Source organism: Novosphingobium sp. B 225 (genome assembly GCF_002198665.1).
Lineage (GTDB): Bacteria > Pseudomonadota > Alphaproteobacteria > Sphingomonadales > Sphingomonadaceae > Novosphingobium.
The window spans coordinates 171739-188066 of sequence record NZ_MWLM01000037.1 but is presented as its reverse complement, the minus strand read 5'-3'; the positions used below and the strand labels follow the sequence as shown (position 1 = coordinate 188066).

Here is a 16328-nt window from a genome sequence, read left to right as displayed (position 1 = left end):
TCCGTTCGTCCTTGCCGACCAGCGCCAAGAGCGACCATGACTTGGGCAGCGAGAAGGTCAGATCGGTCCCCGCCCGATGCTCCGCCCCTCCGCGCCCGATGCGCCCGCCCTGGGGCAGTTCACCGCGCAGGATTGCCTCGAACATCCGGGGCTCGACTGTTCCTGACAGGCCGAGCCGTTCCGCCCCCTTGCCGACCCATACGCCCGACCGATCGGCATCAGCCTGGGCATAATAGTTGTCCTTGGCGAAGTACCCCGCCGCCCCACCCGCCGAGCGGACATTGGCCATCGACAGCATGGCTCAATCGCCCCCTCTCGAAACAGCAACGCGCTCGCGATATTCGCGCAGCCGCTTGCCGTGGGCGGCCTGGACCCGGGCCCTGATCTCCTTGTCGGCCTGGGCCATCAGCAGCCCGTCGGCCGCGGCCGAGGTGAACAGCACATGGGACATCAGCCGGTCCCGGAACGCTGCCTCATCCTGCCCTTCGAGGGTACCGATCACCGCCAGTCTGAGCCACTGGCTGACGCTCATGTGCGCCGCCTCGGCAGCCATCTTCACTGCCTCGTAAAGCTCCTGATCGACATAACATTGCAGCGCAAAGCGCATGGGGCGTTCTCACGTTGGCCGCCCACCTCGGCCGGAAACCCCTCAGCCTTGCGGCATCACGCTACTGTCAGTGCCGGGCTGTAGGAAAGTTGTTTTTATCGACGCAGGATCAATGTGTTAGACGCATCATACTCTGATCTGAGTTGGGCTGCCTGGCCTGACATCAGATGACATCAGGCGGGGACAGGGCGTCAATCAGCTAGCTAATGGCGGAATTGCGCCAATCTCCAACACCGGGCTCCCGGGTACGGTGTGCTAGAATTTGTCTCTGATTTGTGTACGCGAGTGCCGGAAACTTGAAGCTTCAAGCCCCTGAGAGAATGAACGCCGATCCTCAGGGAAACCCGCCGCGCCAATTCGTAAGCTTGGCAGCCGAGCGGAGCGAAATTAGCATTTAGGAGGCAAACTCTCCGGCAATCCCGAGGAGAGTTCTGAACCACTTCCGGTTCGGTTGTGCCTAATTTGGGCGAGCAGAAAAGGTGCTTTGAAGTCCGCAATTGCCACAAGCCTCGGCAGAAACTTATTGTCCTATTGTAGACAATCGAGTAACGGAAATGTCAGAGCCTTGAAGGCTAGGCGGGGCACTTGTTCCAACCCTAACTTAGGCTTCGAATGCGACAAAACCATGATCGCACCGATTGGTTTTTCAGCGCGTCGGGCTGCGAAAAGTCCGACTGCGCTCGGACATTTTGGTCACGGGGAGGCTACTTGTGGTGAGATCCAGACTGCTCGCGCTCAGCGCACTTTTGTTAATTGTGGCGTGCGGCAAACAGGGCTCAGCTCCAGCGAGTAGTGGTGTAACGGACGCCCTGCTCAGCAGCCCCCCGGTTGGAGAGTGGCTCAGCTATGGCAACGATCATGCAGAGCGGCGTTTTTCCGAACTGACCCAGATTTCGGACGAGAATGTCGACCAGCTCGGGCTCGCCTGGTCGGCAGACCTTGATACCGCGCGGGGTCAGGAAGCGACGCCGCTCATGCACGATGGCGTCCTCTACATTTCGACTGCTTGGTCGATGGTCAAAGCGTTTGATGCCAAGACTGGAGCGCTGAAATGGACCTACGATCCCAAGGTGCCGCGCGAAACGCTGGTGCGGGCGTGCTGCGACGCAGTCAATCGCGGCGTCGCGCTATATGGCGACAAGGTCTATGTCGGCACGCTTGACGGGCGGCTGGTCGCGCTCGAGCAGAAGACCGGCAAGGTTGTGTTCGAGAAGACGGTTGTGCCCAACCAACAGGACTACACGATCACCGGTGCACCCCGGGTTGCAAAAGGTAAAATCTTCCTCGGCAGCGGCGGCGCGGAGTTCAAGGCGCGCGGCTATCTGGCTGCCTACGACGCCGAAACCGGTGACGAGCTGTGGAAGTTCCACACTGTGCCCGGAAATCCTGCTGACGGCTTCGAGAACGAGGCGATGGAAAAGGCTGCCAAAACCTGGTCAGGCAAATGGTGGGAGCTGGGCGGCGGCGGCACGGTGTGGGATTCGATCACATACGATCCCGCCACCAACCTTTTGCTGTTTGGCACCGGCAATGCCGAACCGTGGAACCCTGCGGCTGCAGGCCGCGAAGGCGACAGCCTCTACACCTCTGCGGTCGTCGCGGTGAACGCGGACACCGGCGAATATGCCTGGCATTTCCAGGAAACTCCGGAAGACCGCTGGGATTTCGACAGCAACGCCCAGATCACCATCACCGACATGACGATCAACGGCCAGAAGCGCCATGTTGCGCTACATGCGCCGAAGAACGGCTTTTTCTATGTGCTGGACGCCAAGACTGGTGCTTTCATTTCTGCTGGCAACTTTGTGCCGCAGAACTGGGCCTCCAGCATCGATCCCAAGACCGGTCATGCTTCGATCAATCCCGAGGCGCGCTATGAGAAGACCGGCAAGCCCTATTTCAGCCAGCCCGGTGCAATCGGTGCGCACAGCTGGAACCCAATGAGCTTCAGCCCCAAATCCGGTTTGGTCTATATTCCGGCGAACTTGGCTGGTGGTGCCTATATGGCAGCCAAGGACTGGAAACCGTCCGAGATCGGCTTCCAGACCGGACAAGATGCTGCGGCCCTGTCAATGCCAGCCGACAAGGCGATCCGCGCAGCAGCGATGGATTCAGTCAAGGGTGCCTTGATTGCCTGGAATCCGGTCACACAAGAAGAAGCTTGGCGGGTCAGTTACAATGGCCCGTCGAATGGCGGAACACTGGCTACCGCCGGGAATCTGGTCTTTCAGGGTACGGCGGCCGGGGCATTTGTTGCCTATTCGGCGGATAAGGGGGCCAGGCTCTGGTCCTTCCCCACCCAAACCGGGGTGATCGCCGCGCCGATGACCTATGCGATCGATGGCGAACAATATGTCGCCATTCTGGTCGGCTGGGGCGGCATCTATGACATTGCCGCAGGGGTGCTTGCGCACAAGTCAGGCAGTACTGCGAACATCAGCCGGCTGCTGGTTTTCAAACTGGGCGGAACCGCAAAGCTTGCCCCACCGCCGCCGATGGCCAAGCGCGTGCTCGACCCCCCGCCATTTACGGGCACGCCTCAACAGGTCGCGCTGGGGGCCAACATCTATGGCCGCTACTGTGCTGTTTGCCACGGCGATGCAGCCATCGCAGGTGGTCTGACCCCGGACCTGCGTCATTCAGGCGCTTTGAATGACGCCAGTGCTGTAAAAGGGATCGTTGTTGATGGTCTGCTCTCACCACGAGGCGGCGGTAATGGCATGGTCTCGTTCAAGTCGGCGCTTTCGGCCGATGATGTCGAGGCCATTCGTCAGTTCCTGATCAAGCGCGCCAATGAGGACAAGGCGTTGGGCCAGCACTAAGCTGAACCATCCCGTATCGCCCAAGACTGAAAGCAAAACGATGAACAGCCTGACCCCGTCCCCGGCCTTCATGGCCGACGATGAATTTGCGATCTTTGACGAGTCCGCCAGCCGATTCTTCGCCGAAATGCTGGCACCCGAACAGCGCGAGCGGTGGATTGCACAAGGGGCAGTCGACCGGGAGGCGTGGCTGCAAGCTGGCCAATCCGGCTTTCTCTGCCCATCGATGCCGTTAGAGTACGGCGGGGCGGGCGGGGATTTTCGGCACGACGCGATCATTTTGCGGCAGTTGTTCCTCAAAGGCGGCGACGGTTGGGGCGTTCAACTGCACAACGCCATCGTTGCGCCGTACATCCTGCACTACGGGACCGAGGCGCAGAAACTGCGTTGGCTGCCCCGGTTGGCCACCGGTGAACTGATCGGCGCGATCGCAATGACCGAGCCGGGAACTGGATCTGACCTGCAAGCGATCAAGACCCGGGCCGACAAGGATGGCGCTAGCTATCTGCTTTCAGGGTCGAAGACCTTCATTACCAATGGCCAACTGGCCAACCTGATTATCGTTGTCGCTAAGACCGACCCCCAGGCAGGCGGCAAAGGCATTTCTTTAGTAGTGCTCGAAACCGATGGCGCTGAAGGCTTTCGCCGCGGGCGCAATCTCGACAAGATCGGGATGGAGATTGGTGATACCTCGGAATTGTTCTTCGACACTGTCAGGGTGCCGGGGGACAACCTACTGGGCGGGACCGAGGGTCAGGGCTTTGTTCAACTGATGCAGCAACTGCCGCAAGAGCGGCTGCTGATCGGGATCGAATGCGTCGCGCTGATGGAGCGCGCCCTGAACGAAACCATTGCCTATGTGAAAGAGCGCAAGGCCTTTGGGAAGTCGCTGCTCGAATTCCAGAACACTCAGTTCAAGCTGGCCGAGGCCAAGACCAAGGCTACCGTTGCCAAGGTGTTTGTCGATCATTGCATCGGCTTGCTGCTGGAAGGCAAACTCGACGCAGTCACCGCCTCGATGGCCAAGCTATCAACCTCCGAAACCGCGCAGGAGGTGATCGATGAATGCCTGCAGTTGCACGGCGGCTATGGCTACATGAACGAATATCCGATCGCCCAGCTCTACAAGGATATCCGGGTCAAACGGATCTTCGGCGGCACCAGCGAGATCATGAAACTGTTGATCGCAAGGTCGCTCTAGCGGCGCCCGGCCAATTCGAATTCCTGCCGTAGTGCGGTCAGGTCCTCGATCACCAGGTCGGCCTCAATCTCGCGCAGTTCGGCATCGCTCCGGCCGTGTCGCAACAAGACACCCGGCACACCGGCATTGCGTGCCGCCTTCATGTCGTGGATCGAATCCCCGACGAATAACGCAGAGCCGCCGCCGCATCGCTCGATCATCTCGAAGATCGGCTGACCCGACGGCTTGGCATTGCCCGGCCCCAACGTATCGCCGCCGATCACGAAGTGCATACCCTCAAGAATGGCCAGCTCGCCCAGCAGCCTCGTGGCCAGATGTTCGAGCTTGTTGGTAACGACTCCAAATTGACGGCCCTGGCGCGCAAGCAGGCTCAGCAATTCGCGGGCATCCGGATAGAGGCGGGTCTCTTCCGCAATGTTGTTTTCATAGTGGTCCAACAATTGCGCAAACAGGTCATCGAAACGGCCTGCGGGGACACCCCCGGTGGCGAGCAGGGCCTGCTCCAGCATGTGGCGTGGACCCAGGCCGATAAAGGGCAGCACCTGATCCCTGGTCAGGCTGGAACGACCGATTGCCGCCAGGACGGCGTTGGTTGCATTTGCCAGATCGCCGGAACTGTCGACCAGAGTGCCATCAAGGTCGAAGCCCACAATGGCTACGTCAATCAGGCCCATCACGATTCCGACTTCCTACCCCTGCCGTCCAGGCTTGGCATCACCGCAGCGTCGATTGGCCGCTACACCAGCAGGATCCGCTGACTGCCACAGCCTCTGGAACCGGGGATAGAGATCGCTCCAGTTGATCAGCGGATAGACGTGATTGACCTCGGCCTGCGCGGCGAACAGGGTCTGCATCTGGGCCAGTTTGGCCGGATACTTTCGGGCCAAATCGACCGTCTCGGTCGGATCGTCGTTTTGATTGTAGAGCTCCCAAGCTTGCTTACCTGCTAAATTCGGGGGGGATTGGGGAGATGGGCAAGCCCAGAACAAGTCGACGAAGTCGGGCCGGTAGCCAAAGCTGGCTTTCCAACCATCGTGATAGATCGCGCCGGTCCCGAACAGGTAGTAGTATTGAGTGCTGTGCCGACTGGGCGCAGCAGGCGCGGTGAATGAATAGGTCAGGCTGACCCCTTGCAGCGGCGACTGTTCCACGCCTTTGACGGTGGCGGGCGGCGCGGTTCCTGTCAGCTCGAGCGTGGTGGGCAGGATGTCGGTCAGATAGGAGTACTGATTGCGGATCTCGCCCTTGGCGGTGAGGCCTTGGGGCCAGAACACGATCAACGGATTGCGGGTTCCGCCTTCCGAATTGGCCTCGGTCTTCCAGTCGCGGAACGGCGTATTGGTCGCCTGCGACCAGCCCATCGGATAGTTGCTGAACGCCGCACCGGTGCCGATCTTGTCATAGTTCCTGAGCGCTTCGGCCACCTGCGCCTCGTCATCCTCGGTGATCTGCCGGGGGAAATGGTTGGCGACCTCACCGTTCGCACCTCCGCCGATGTCGCCGCCGTTGTCGCCGATCACCAGAAAGATCACGGTATTGTCGAGCTGACCCGCCTCTTTTAGGTGCGATACGACGCGGCCAATCTCGAAATCGGTCTGCTCGAGGAAGCCAGCATAGGCCTCCATGTGCCGGGCATAAACCTTTCTGCGGTCAGCCGAGAGGCTGTTCCAGGCAGGAACCCGCATGCTGCGGGGCGGCAATTTGGCATTCGCGGGAATTACGCCTAGCTGCTTCTGCCGGGCGAAGGTTCGTTCACGATAGACGTCCCAGCCTTGGTCGAAGCTCCCTTTGTACTTGTCGATCCACTCGCGATCGACCTGCACCGGCGAATGGGCCGCCCCGGTTGAATAGTAGAGGAAGAACGGCTTGTCGGGTGCCAGCTTGCGCTGTCGGTCGATATAGAAGATCGCCTTGTCGGCGAGCACAGTGTTCAAGTGCCGTCCGTCGGGTTTGACCTGCTGGATGTCCTCGACCAGGTCGGGCTTGTACTGGTCTGTCGCACCGCCCATGAAGCCAATCCAGTGATCGAACCCTTTGCCGGTAGGCCAGCGATCGAACGGGCCCAGATCAGTCGCCTCGTCACCCGGCACAAGGTGCCACTTGCCCACCATATAGGTGCCATAGCCACGCTGGCGCAGATACTCAGCAATCGTCCCGTCTTTGGGCTGCAGGCGCCCGGTATAACCCGGAAATTCGGCAGCCATCAGGCTTTGCGGGAGCAGCCCCATTCCGACATTGTGGTGGTTGCGCCCTGTCAGCAGCGCGGCCCGCGAGGGGGAACAGACGCCGGTAGTATGAAAGTTGGTGTACCTCAGACCCCGGTTAGCGAGGTATTCGAATGTGGGGGTCTGGATTTGCCCCCCGAACGCGCTGCTGGCCCCGAAGCCAACGTCATCCAGCAGGATCCAGATGACGTTTGGCGCGCCCTTCGCGCTGGGAATCTGCGGCTTCTGCCCTTCGCGCGACTGGGCATAGGTCTTGCCGACCACGGCACCGCCGGTCTGGCCTGACGCGGTACCGGCGCCAAAGCCCGCAAGCGCCAGCCCGGCGAAGACGACTCTGGCCAAGCCTATCACATCGCCCGCTCCAGGGCATCGAGCGCGGCCTGGGCGATGTCCATATCTTCGGTCCAATGCCCGCCTGAAACACCGATCCCGCCAATCACTTCGCCATCGGCCTTGACCGGAAAACCGCCGCCGAACACGATCAGCCGGTCGGTCTTGACGATGCCAAGCCGCAGAGGATCATCGTCTTTGATAAATTCATGCCAGGCGTGGGTTGGCATGCCAAAAGCAATCGAAGTGTAGGCCTTGTTGATCGCGATATCGACGCTGAGTTGCGGTGCACCATCCATCCGCCGAAAGGCTTTGAGCACGCCGGCTTCGTCGGTCACCGCGATGACCATTGGCTTCCCCATTTCGGCTGCCTTGGCGGCCGCCGCATCGAGCAGCAGCTGCGCAGCTTCGGCGCTGATCGTGCATTTGGTCAGGGATTTTTGCATCAGCATTGCTCCTTTTGCTCGCCAGGATGACTTGGGCTCAGCCCACTAGTGCGCCTCGAGGCACTGCCGCACGAAGTCGACGGTTTGACGCGTGGCACTCGCGAACTCGGTCTCGGTGGCCTTGAACGCCCCGAAGTGTTCGAATTCATCGGGTTCCATGCCATCGAATTCATAGGCCGCACGAAAGCTTGGCAATTTGAGCAGCTTTTCCAGGCTCGCCGGATTGGGCTCGCGCGCAATCGCGTGGGGATCGAACGGTTCAAGGTCGCTGGCCACTGTCATCAGGCCGGCAACCAGGCCAGGCGGGCAGGTATAGACCAAATCACCTCCCGCAACATCGGAGAGATGACGGCTTACGGTCTTGCCGGTCCGGTCATCCCGTTCGATCCGCATTGAACATTGCAACATCTTGGAAGGGTGCTGGTGTTCCTGTCCCCACCAATAGGCGCGCTTCAGCACGGCTTCCTCGCCGTCGCGGATCTCGGACAAGGACAGGTCGATACCCCTTGCCTTGGCCTCGGTTCGCCAATCGCTGAGTTCGCCTAGCCGCGCTGACATGTGGGTGATCACCGAGCGCCAGCGCGACAGGTCAACTCCATTCGCGCGCGCACGGTCCAGCCCCGCCGAAACCGCCTCCATGCAGCGCATATATTGGGGCACGGTAAAGCTGGTTGTGTTGTTGGTCGAAATGCCTCGTGCGGTCAGTTCTTCGATCACCTCATATCCGGCTTTCGAGCCGGGGATCTTGACCATGACGTTGATGCCCTGCGCGGCGATGTCCAAGCCCTGTGCAAGCATGCCGGCGCGGTCGCTGACCTTGCGGGGATCGACCTGCCCTGAGACGTATCCGTATTTCCCGCCCGAAACCTCGAAGACCGGCAGGACCATCGACGCGCCCTTGCGAACCATTTCAAGATAGACCGCCCAATAGACCCCTTCGACATCTCCAGGGGCAAAGTCACGCGCGATTTCGCGGATGTGGTTGGCCCAATAGCCCGGATCGAGCTGGAAGGCCTGCAGGCATAGCGGCGGGTTGGTGGTGACCCCGCGAAAGCCCATATGGCCCGATGCGGCGATCGCTTCCGGGTCAAGCAGGCGCGAAAGCTGTTCGGCCCAATTCGAACTGTTGGGATCAGGATCGCCAGCGAGCGTGGACTTGCGCCATGCCTCGTAGATCAGCGGCGAACTGTCCCACCAGATTTCGCAAGCTGGATTGGTCGCGGCGAGCTGCTCCAGAACGTGCGCAGTCATGCTTTCCTCCGCGCAGCATGTCTGCATTGGTGAGTGCGATTCTCCTCCAAGACCGCCGCGTTAGAAGACACGAATGGGCACTTCGGCAGGCGCGGCGAGCAGCTCTTCCAACTCAGCATCAAGCCGCAGCAGGGTCAGTGAGAAGCCGTTCATCTCAAGTGCCGTGCAATATTCGCCGACATAGTTGCGAACGATTTCGAACCCGGATTCGGCGCAGAGCATGGCAGCCTTGCGATAAAGCAGGTAAAGTTCACCGATCGGTGTGCCCCCCAGACCGTTGACCATCACCGCCACTCGGTCGCCCTGTTTGAGTGGCAGGTCACCCGCCACGAGCGCGAAGACATCAGCCATGATTTCGTCAGCCGGCTTGGTTGCCAGGCGAGCCCGACCCGGCTCACCATGAATTCCCACCCCGAATTCCATTTCGCCGTCGGCCAGCGTAAAGATCGGCTCGTCCTTGGCCGGCGGGCGGCAGCCGGAGAGGGAAACCCCCATCGACCGGACATTGGCGTTGACCTTTTCGCCCATCGCCACCAGCTCTTCCAGCGAAGCGCCACGCTGCGATGCGGCACCCATCGCCTTGATTGCGAAGAAATTTCCGGCAACGCCGCGTCGCCCGGTGGTATAGCTAGAATCCTGGACCGAAACGTCATCGTCGATCAGCACGCGGCCAACCTTGACCCCCTCCATCTCGGCCATTTCCTGGGCCATGTCCCAGTTCATCCGATCGCCCTGATAGTTGTTGACGATATAGACCACTCCGCCCGGTCCGTTCATCAGTCTGATGCAGGCCAGGCACTGGTCCATCGACGGGGCGGCAAAGACGTTACCGGGCACCGCCGCATCGAGCATGCCCTTGCCAACTGCCATGACGTGCGCAGGTTCATGCCCCGAACCCGAACCCTGGATCACCGCGACGCGCGCGGAATCAGCGCCGCCCTTGACGTGAATGATGTTGAATTCCGGCACCCATTCCAAAGTGTCGGGATTGGCCAGAACCAGGCCTTCGAGCATTTCGGGGACCACGTTGACCGGGTCATTCACGAACTTCTGCTTGTTCTGCATCTGCCTCTCCTTGATCATTCGTGCCCGGACAAAGCTATGGCAATGTTGCGGGTCATTAGTGCGATCGCGACCATTCCCGGGTCTTTGGACCCGATCGACCGTTCGCCCGTGAAGCTTTGCCTTCCACGCCGTGCCTGCAGCGCCATCGCGCTTTCGACCGCTTCTTCGGCCGTTTGCAGACAGGCGTGCAGCACCGCGTCGCCAGCCTTGGTTGCGGAAAATGTGCGGCTCATTGGAGCAAGTGCATCTAGCAGGGTCTTGTCACCTTCTTCTGCGCCGCCGCGCGTTTTGATCCCTTCGATCGCCTTTTCGAACATGACTTCGATGTCTTCGGGTGAGAGGCTGGTCTTGTCGCGGGCAACCATCCCGGCGCGCATGAATGCGGTACCCCAGATCGGGCCCGAACAGCCGCCGACCTTTGATGCGATGACTTGGGCATGAGCCAGCAGCAGGTGACCGATCGAGGTGCGATCTAGATCATCCCATTTGGCGGCAATCTCGCGCCAGCCGGTCGCCAGCGAGGTCCCGAAATCGCCGTCGCCAGACACGCCGTCGAGTTCGCAGAAATACTGTTCGTTCGCCAACGCTGTGTCGCGGATCGCTACAAGCGCCTTCTCAACCTTTTCGAACGTTACCGTCTGCAATTTTCCCTCCGTTCTTAGCGGGCCATCAGCGCCGCTAGGGCAATCTGATCGGGCCCGTCGCCGAGCTCATCGGTGACCAAGAATGCGCCTTCAAACCGTTCCTTGCGGGTAAAGGCGCTCATCGTGATGACCGTGCGCATGCCCGCAGCGACTGCCGCGCGGCAGCCGATCCCGCTGTCTTCCACAACGATGCAGGCGTCAGGGGGCACACCGAGTTCGGTGCTAGCCAGATTGTAGATCTCGGGGTCCGGCTTCTTGCGGCTAACGATATCGCCGGCCAGCACCCGATCGAACCGTTGGACGCGCTCAGGCCCGGCAAGCGCCAGACAGCCTTGTACAGATTCCAGCTTGGAGGTTGAACAGACCGCCAGCTTCAGACCGGCAGAGATCGCTTCGTCGATGATCCGGGCGATCCCGGGGCGCAGCGTCAGTTTGCCCTGATCGATCAGATCCAGAAAGATCTCCGACTTGCGCTTGTGAAGCTGCGCGATCAGCCCCTGTTTGTCCTTGTGCGCCGCTGGCCAGCCGAATTCGTCGAAATAGGCGGTCATCCGCTCCTTGCCGCCCCCGGTCTGGAGCAGCCGGTCATAGAGCGCTTCGCTCCAATGCGCGTCGATCCCCAGATCGACAAAGGCCTGGTTGAACGCCACCAGATGTCCGTCGCGCTCGGTATCGACCAAGACGCCATCGCAATCAAAGATCAGCGCCCCAAAGCTCATCAGGCCAGCGCCTGTGCCAGTGCTGCGCCGCGCCCTGCTCCGCCGAACTGCCGGATCTTTTCGGCAAACAAGGCACGCAGCGCTTGGCGCTGGGCCGTTACATAGGACAGCGGCTCATAGTCCTTGGGATTTGCGGCCTTGTGATCGACGAAGCTGTCGATGAAGACGTGCTTCAACGCGGTCGAGATGTTGATCTTGGCGCAGCCCAGCTCGATCGCGCGTGCATAGACCGTATCATCCAGTCCGGTCCCGCCATGAAGCGCCATCGGCACACCAGTGCGGCGGTTGATCTCCTCGATTAGGTCGAAGCGCACCTCGGGTGTGCCACGATAATAACCATGCGCCGTGCCGATCGCGCCGGCAAAGGCAGCCAGTTCCAGTTCTTTGCAAAAGGATTCGGCTTCGGCTGGATCGGTCAGCCCGGCATCGTCCTCGGCGACCACGATGTCCTCTTCGACTCCGCCGATTTCGCCGATTTCTGCCTCAACCCCAACTCCGGCGGCATTGGCCCAGTCGTTGACCTGGCGGGTAATGCGCAGGTTTTCGGCAAAGGGCTTGTCCGATCCGTCGATCATCACCGAAGTCCAGCCAGTGTCGATGCATTTGCGGATCATCTCGAGATCCTTGCCGTGGTCGAGATGGAGTACGACCGGCACCGGAGCATCTTCGGCGAGCGCGTGCATCCAACTGGAAAGCATGGAGTGACCGTATTCACGTATGGTCTTGGCAGAGGTCTGGATGATCACCGGCGCGTCGCATTCGACCGCCGCCTCAACCATCGCCCGCATCGAATTGAAATCGACCGGATTGAATGCAGCGACGGCGTATCGCTCGGCCAAGGCTGCCGCCAGCACGGGCTTGAGGCTGATCAGAGGCATTGCTTCAAATCTCTCCCTTGGGCCGAACATCCGCATTTTTGCGGCGGCAGACGCGCGTATCCAACCTCAACCGCGCCCTGCCGCAAACTTGCGTGAGTCGCGTCAGATTGTCAACAATCATAAGATATGCAATATTGCGATCATCAGGCGATTTAACCCGATCAAACCCGCGCGCCGCATGGTGCTGGACGCCAGGAAGTGATGAAGGACGTAAATCCTATGCAGCAACTGAGTGCGCTGGATGCCGCTTTCGTTTATACCGAGGGCAAGAACTCGCCGCAGCATATCGGCTCGATCGCGATCTATGATCCGTCCACCTCACCCAACGGCAAGATCCGGTTCAAGGATGTGCTGGCCTATTTCCAGAGCCGGCTGGGCTGCGCGAAGGCCTTTCGGCAGAAACTGGTGCGGGTGCCGCTCGATCTCGATCACCCCTATTGGATCGAAGACGCCGAATTTGATCTGGAATACCACGTCCGTCACATCGCCTTGCCCGCGCCGGGCGATTGGCGCCAGCTGTGCATTCAGACAGCGAGGATCCACGCGCGCCCGCTGGATATGACCAAGCCGCTGTGGGAATACTGGATCGTCGAGGGGCTCGACACTATCGAAGGCGTTCCACCCGGCAGCTGGGCAATCGTATCAAAGGTCCATCACGCCGCGATCGATGGTGCCTCGGGCATGGAAATGACCGCTGCGCTGCACGATCTGGACCCGGATGCGCCGCCGCGGGTCATTCACGACGACTGGAAACCCGAAGAGGTTCCGAGCGCCGGGGAGTTGCTGGCAAAGGCCCATCTCAATTCCTTGACCCAGCCCTGGCGGATCGGGGAAATGATCGCGAACGCCCTGCCGGGGCTGTCCGAGTTGCGCAAGAAGGTGACTGCGGGCGAGATCTCGCTTGAGAATGCGGGAACCTGCCCGAATACCCGGTTCAACCGCAACCTCTCGCCGCATCGCGTCGTCGATGGCATCACCATGCCGATGGCCGAGGTCAAGATGATCCGCCAGGCCGTTTCCGGCGCAACAGTCAATGACGTACTGCTGTCAATCGTCGGCGGCGGCTTGCGCAATTACCTCGAAGCCAAGGGCGAGCTTCCGGACAAAAGTCTCACAACGACCTGCCCGATCTCGGTGCGCAGCGATGCCGACAAAGGCTCGGCCGGTAATCAGGTCGCGGCGATGATCGTCAAACTTTCGACCGATGTGGCCGATCCGCTTGAGCGGCTGCGGCGGATTGTGGCGGATTCGAAAAACAGCAAGGCCATGGTTGGGGCGATCGGGGCCAAGAACATTGCGCAAAGCAGCGAACTGATGCCGGGCGCCCTGGTCGGTCTGGCCTCGCGACTCTCAAGCCAGATCTTCGCCAGCGATTCAGCCGTTCCAGCCAGCAACTGCATTGTCACCAATGTCCCCGGACCGATGACCCCGCTCTTTTTCTGCGGCGCCAGAATGATCCGCATGCACGGGACCGGCCCGCTGACGCACGGCATGGGGCTGATCAATATCATCAACAGCTATTGCGGAGAGGTCGCGCTTTCGTTCACCAGCGACCGCGATATGATGCCCGACCCCGCCGAATATGCCGCTGCCTTGCGTCAATCGGCGGATGAATTGCTGGCAGCTGCCAAGGTAGGCGACCCAACCTCTGCCACCCCCGAAGTCCAAACGCGCCAAGATCAAGTCGGCCAAGAAACCCAAGGAAAATAGCAAGTCATGATATTCACCCCGTTTCCAGGCTCCGGTCGAAAGCGCACGATGGCTGCGGCAAACTATGCCGAATGGACGCAAAAAGCGCAGGCCAAAGACCGGTCAAGCGGTGCAGCGGCCTGGCGCGGGACGGAGGAAAGCGACCTCTACGGCTATGCCTCGATCCGCAAACGCCTCGATACCTTGCGTGCCTTCCGCAAGTCAGGTGACGATCATGCCCTGCTCTACAATCTCAACGAAGGCATTCACGGCAATATGGACGGGATCGCCAACGAGGCGCTCTATGGCCGTGCGATTTTTGGCACCAAGACCCTGATCGAGGACTACATCGCCGAGATCGACAGCGCACTGCATTACCTGTCGACCACCGATGACAGTCTGATCGACCGTGAAGAGAAGCGCGCCTTCTTTGAACGGGCGCACCATTGCTATGGCCAGTCGGCGCTGCTGCTCAGCGGGTCGGGCAATTATCTGTTTTTCCACCTCGGCGTAGCCAAGGCGATGTGGACCGAAGGCCTGCTGCCCAGCGTCATCTCGGGTTCAAGCGGCGGCTCGGTGGTTGGCGCGATTGTCTGCACTCACACCGATGCCGAACTTGCCCCCTATTTCGATGCGGAGTGGCTTTATCGCCAGGGCGAGGAGCACGGCATCAATGGCAAGACCGGCGAACAGGTCACGCAAGAGCAGAGCCGCAAGCACCTTGACTTGCTCATCCCGGACCTGACTTTCCAGGAAGCCTACGAACTGACCGGGCGCCACCTCAATATTTCGGTCGCCCCGGCGGAAAAACACCAGAACTCGCGGCTGCTCAATGCGATCGCATCGCCCAACGTGATGGTGCGTGAAGCCGTGCTGGCATCCTGCGCCGTCCCCGGGCTGTTCGATGCGGTGGCGCTGATGGCAAAGAACCACAAAGGCGAGCGCGTGCCCTATCTGGAGGACCGGCGCTGGGTCGATGGATCAGTGACGAACGATTTGCCGGCCAAGCGACTGGCGCGGCTCTATGGGGTCAATCATCACATTGTCAGCCAGGCCAACCCGCTGATCGCGCCCTTCATCACCGATACCAAGCAGCCCGACAACCCGCTGGCCTGGGTGCAGCAGGCCTCGGTCGCTTCGATGAAAGCCTGGGCCAACGCCAGCTTCGCGATGTGGGAAAAGCCCTTGGCACTGGTGCCCAAGCTCAACGCGGCCGCCAACCTCGCCATGTCGATTCTCGACCAGGACTATGTCGGCGACATCACTATCATCAGCCCTTCCCCGCTGTGGTCGCTTACCAAGGCACTGCGCCAGCTGAGCGTCGAGGACATGCGCCGATTTGTCGAGCTGGGCGAAGAAGAAACCTGGCCTAAAATCGAGATGATCCGAAACCAGACTAGGATCAGCCGGACACTTGGCGAGATCAACCGCCGGTTTCAGGACTCGACCGCGCATCCGGCCCAAGGCGGCAGGCAGTCTCAGCGGCGTGCCGGCCCCAAACGCTGATCAGCCGCGCTTCCTGATCACACAGCGAAAACCGACATGGCAGGTCGAGGTGTCGATCGGCTGGGCGTAGCGCGCTGCCGGCCGATAACGCATGCAGTAGTTCTCGGCGCAAAGGTGCGAACCGCCCTTCAGCACCTTGCGGCCTATCGCTATTTCGGGTTGGCACGGATCATAACTCTGCTCTTCCGCCCCGCCGCGCGGGTTTGACGGGATGCAGCAGGATCCCGGTGCCTTGGTTTCGATCTGCGGATCGGCGAACCAGTCTTCGGTCCATTCCCAGACGTTGCCGATCATGTCGAGCAGACCAAAACCGTTGGGCGGATAGGTGCCTACGGGCGAGGTGCGGATATAGCCATCATCGGCGGTATTCTGCCACGGGAACTCACCCTGCCAGTAGTTGGCCAGGTTTTCTCCGCCCGGGGTCAGCTCCGCGCCCCAAGCATATTCCGCCTGATCCAGCCCGCCGCGCCCGGCGTATTCCCATTCGGCTTCAGTAGGCAAGGCCTTGCCCGCCCATCTGGCATAGGCCTCGGCGTCTTCGAAAGCGATATGAACCACCGGATGATCCTCCAGCCCGGTCAGGTCGCTGTTTGGCCCTAGCGGATGCGCCCAATCCGCCCCGAAGCAGAACTGCCACCAGCGCAAATAATCATGCGGTGGCACTGGTCCGGGCGGCAGGGTGAACAGCAACGACCCAGGCTGAATCATTTCGGGCAGGATGCCTGGATAGAGCGCCGGATCGGGCGCGCGCTGGGCGAGGGTAACATAACCGGTGGCGGCTACGAAGCGACCAAATTCGCGGTTGGTCACTGGCGCTTGATCGATCCAGAAGGGATCGACGCTGACCCGGCGCGCGGGGCCTTCTTCGGGATAGTGATGGTCCGAACCCATCACAAAGGCCCCGCCTTCGATCAGATGCATTCCTTCATGCATCGATCAGCTTGC

15 protein-coding genes are annotated in these 16328 nt (G+C 60.6%); 4 read left to right on the top strand and 11 right to left on the bottom strand.

The window, feature by feature from the left end; genetic code table 11:
* A partial coding sequence (locus tag MNBBLIKP_RS06605) for a relaxase domain-containing protein (protein WP_176399691.1) occupies positions 1-298 on the bottom strand: 298 nt, incomplete at its 3' end.
* 3 nt (positions 299-301) lie between these two features.
* Positions 302-607, bottom strand: a complete 306-nt coding sequence (locus MNBBLIKP_RS06600) for a hypothetical protein (protein ID WP_088308681.1) — start codon at positions 605-607, stop codon at positions 302-304.
* Positions 608-1245: 638 nt separating this feature from the next.
* Here MNBBLIKP_RS06600 and MNBBLIKP_RS06595 point away from each other — a divergent pair.
* Together MNBBLIKP_RS06595 and MNBBLIKP_RS06590 are read left to right on the top strand one after the other, a co-directional pair.
* Complete coding sequence (locus MNBBLIKP_RS06595) at positions 1246-3429, top strand: PQQ-dependent dehydrogenase, methanol/ethanol family (protein WP_254912939.1); 2184 nt, start codon at positions 1246-1248, stop codon at positions 3427-3429.
* Positions 3430-3469: 40 nt separating this feature from the next.
* Positions 3470-4630: an acyl-CoA dehydrogenase family protein gene (locus tag MNBBLIKP_RS06590; RefSeq protein ID WP_088308677.1), complete on the top strand. Its 1161-nt coding sequence runs from the start codon at positions 3470-3472 to the stop codon at positions 4628-4630.
* Here MNBBLIKP_RS06590 and MNBBLIKP_RS06585 read toward each other — a convergent pair.
* The 8 genes from MNBBLIKP_RS06585 to MNBBLIKP_RS06550 are packed head-to-tail and all read right to left on the bottom strand — an operon-like array spanning position 4627 to position 12188.
* The gene (locus tag MNBBLIKP_RS06585) at positions 4627-5304 is read right to left on the bottom strand and encodes an HAD family hydrolase (RefSeq protein WP_088308675.1); all 678 of its coding nucleotides are present in this window, start codon (positions 5302-5304) and stop codon (positions 4627-4629) included. The genes MNBBLIKP_RS06590 and MNBBLIKP_RS06585 overlap by 4 nt on opposite strands.
* 15 nt (positions 5305-5319) lie before the next feature.
* Entirely contained in the window at positions 5320-7197 is a 1878-nt protein-coding gene (locus MNBBLIKP_RS06580; protein WP_176399690.1) for an arylsulfatase, read from the bottom strand.
* Positions 7198-7202: 5 nt separating this feature from the next.
* Positions 7203-7631, bottom strand: coding sequence for a GlcG/HbpS family heme-binding protein (locus tag MNBBLIKP_RS06575; protein WP_088308717.1), 429 nt, complete (start codon positions 7629-7631; stop codon positions 7203-7205).
* A gap of 45 nt (positions 7632-7676) precedes the next feature.
* Positions 7677-8882, bottom strand: a complete 1206-nt coding sequence (locus MNBBLIKP_RS06570; protein WP_176399689.1) for a transaldolase family protein — start codon at positions 8880-8882, stop codon at positions 7677-7679.
* A 60-nt stretch (positions 8883-8942) separates the two neighbouring features.
* Entirely contained in the window at positions 8943-9947 is a 1005-nt protein-coding gene (locus MNBBLIKP_RS06565) for a dihydroxyacetone kinase subunit DhaK (RefSeq protein ID WP_088308715.1), read from the bottom strand.
* Between the two features lie 14 nt (positions 9948-9961).
* Positions 9962-10591, bottom strand: a complete 630-nt coding sequence (gene dhaL / locus MNBBLIKP_RS06560; protein ID WP_088308669.1) for a dihydroxyacetone kinase subunit DhaL — start codon at positions 10589-10591, stop codon at positions 9962-9964.
* A 14-nt stretch (positions 10592-10605) separates the two neighbouring features.
* Positions 10606-11310, bottom strand: coding sequence for an HAD-IA family hydrolase (locus MNBBLIKP_RS06555; protein ID WP_088308667.1), 705 nt, complete (start codon positions 11308-11310; stop codon positions 10606-10608).
* The gene (locus MNBBLIKP_RS06550) at positions 11310-12188 is read right to left on the bottom strand and encodes a class II fructose-bisphosphate aldolase (RefSeq protein ID WP_176399688.1); all 879 of its coding nucleotides are present in this window, start codon (positions 12186-12188) and stop codon (positions 11310-11312) included. Before MNBBLIKP_RS06550 ends, MNBBLIKP_RS06555 begins: the two co-directional genes overlap by 1 nt.
* A 219-nt stretch (positions 12189-12407) precedes the next feature.
* Here MNBBLIKP_RS06550 and MNBBLIKP_RS06545 point away from each other — a divergent pair, with 219 nt between their 5' ends.
* Together MNBBLIKP_RS06545 and MNBBLIKP_RS06540 are read left to right on the top strand one after the other, a co-directional pair.
* Positions 12408-13898 (top strand): WS/DGAT/MGAT family O-acyltransferase, encoded by a 1491-nt coding sequence (locus MNBBLIKP_RS06545; RefSeq protein WP_176399687.1) that lies wholly within the window; start codon positions 12408-12410, stop codon positions 13896-13898.
* 48 nt (positions 13899-13946) lie between these two features.
* On the top strand, positions 13947-15383 hold the full coding sequence (locus MNBBLIKP_RS06540; protein ID WP_176399686.1) for a DUF3336 domain-containing protein: 1437 nt from the start codon (positions 13947-13949) through the stop codon (positions 15381-15383).
* Here the strand turns inward: MNBBLIKP_RS06540 and MNBBLIKP_RS06535 are convergent, their stop codons facing one another.
* A complete protein-coding gene (locus MNBBLIKP_RS06535) occupies positions 15384-16304 on the bottom strand; it encodes a formylglycine-generating enzyme family protein (protein WP_088308713.1) in 921 nt (306 codons plus the stop codon).
* Positions 16305-16328: the final 24 nt, after the last annotated feature.

Coding starts and splice junctions, on each gene's coding strand:
- MNBBLIKP_RS06600 (WP_088308681.1), bottom strand. CDS start 607: ATGCGCTTTGCGCTGCAATGTTATGTCGATCAGGAGCTTTACGAGGCA.
- MNBBLIKP_RS06590 (WP_088308677.1), top strand. CDS start 3,470: ATGAACAGCCTGACCCCGTCCCCGGCCTTCATGGCCGACGATGAATTT.
- MNBBLIKP_RS06585 (WP_088308675.1), bottom strand. CDS start 5,304: ATGGGCCTGATTGACGTAGCCATTGTGGGCTTCGACCTTGATGGCACT.
- MNBBLIKP_RS06575 (WP_088308717.1), bottom strand. CDS start 7,631: ATGCAAAAATCCCTGACCAAATGCACGATCAGCGCCGAAGCTGCGCAG.
- MNBBLIKP_RS06570 (WP_176399689.1), bottom strand. CDS start 8,882: ATGACTGCGCACGTTCTGGAGCAGCTCGCCGCGACCAATCCAGCTTGC.
- MNBBLIKP_RS06565 (WP_088308715.1), bottom strand. CDS start 9,947: ATGCAGAACAAGCAGAAGTTCGTGAATGACCCGGTCAACGTGGTCCCC.
- MNBBLIKP_RS06555 (WP_088308667.1), bottom strand. CDS start 11,310: ATGAGCTTTGGGGCGCTGATCTTTGATTGCGATGGCGTCTTGGTCGAT.
- MNBBLIKP_RS06550 (WP_176399688.1), bottom strand. CDS start 12,188: ATGCCTCTGATCAGCCTCAAGCCCGTGCTGGCGGCAGCCTTGGCCGAG.
- MNBBLIKP_RS06545 (WP_176399687.1), top strand. CDS start 12,408: ATGCAGCAACTGAGTGCGCTGGATGCCGCTTTCGTTTATACCGAGGGC.
- MNBBLIKP_RS06540 (WP_176399686.1), top strand. CDS start 13,947: ATGGCTGCGGCAAACTATGCCGAATGGACGCAAAAAGCGCAGGCCAAA.
- MNBBLIKP_RS06535 (WP_088308713.1), bottom strand. CDS start 16,304: ATGCATCTGATCGAAGGCGGGGCCTTTGTGATGGGTTCGGACCATCAC.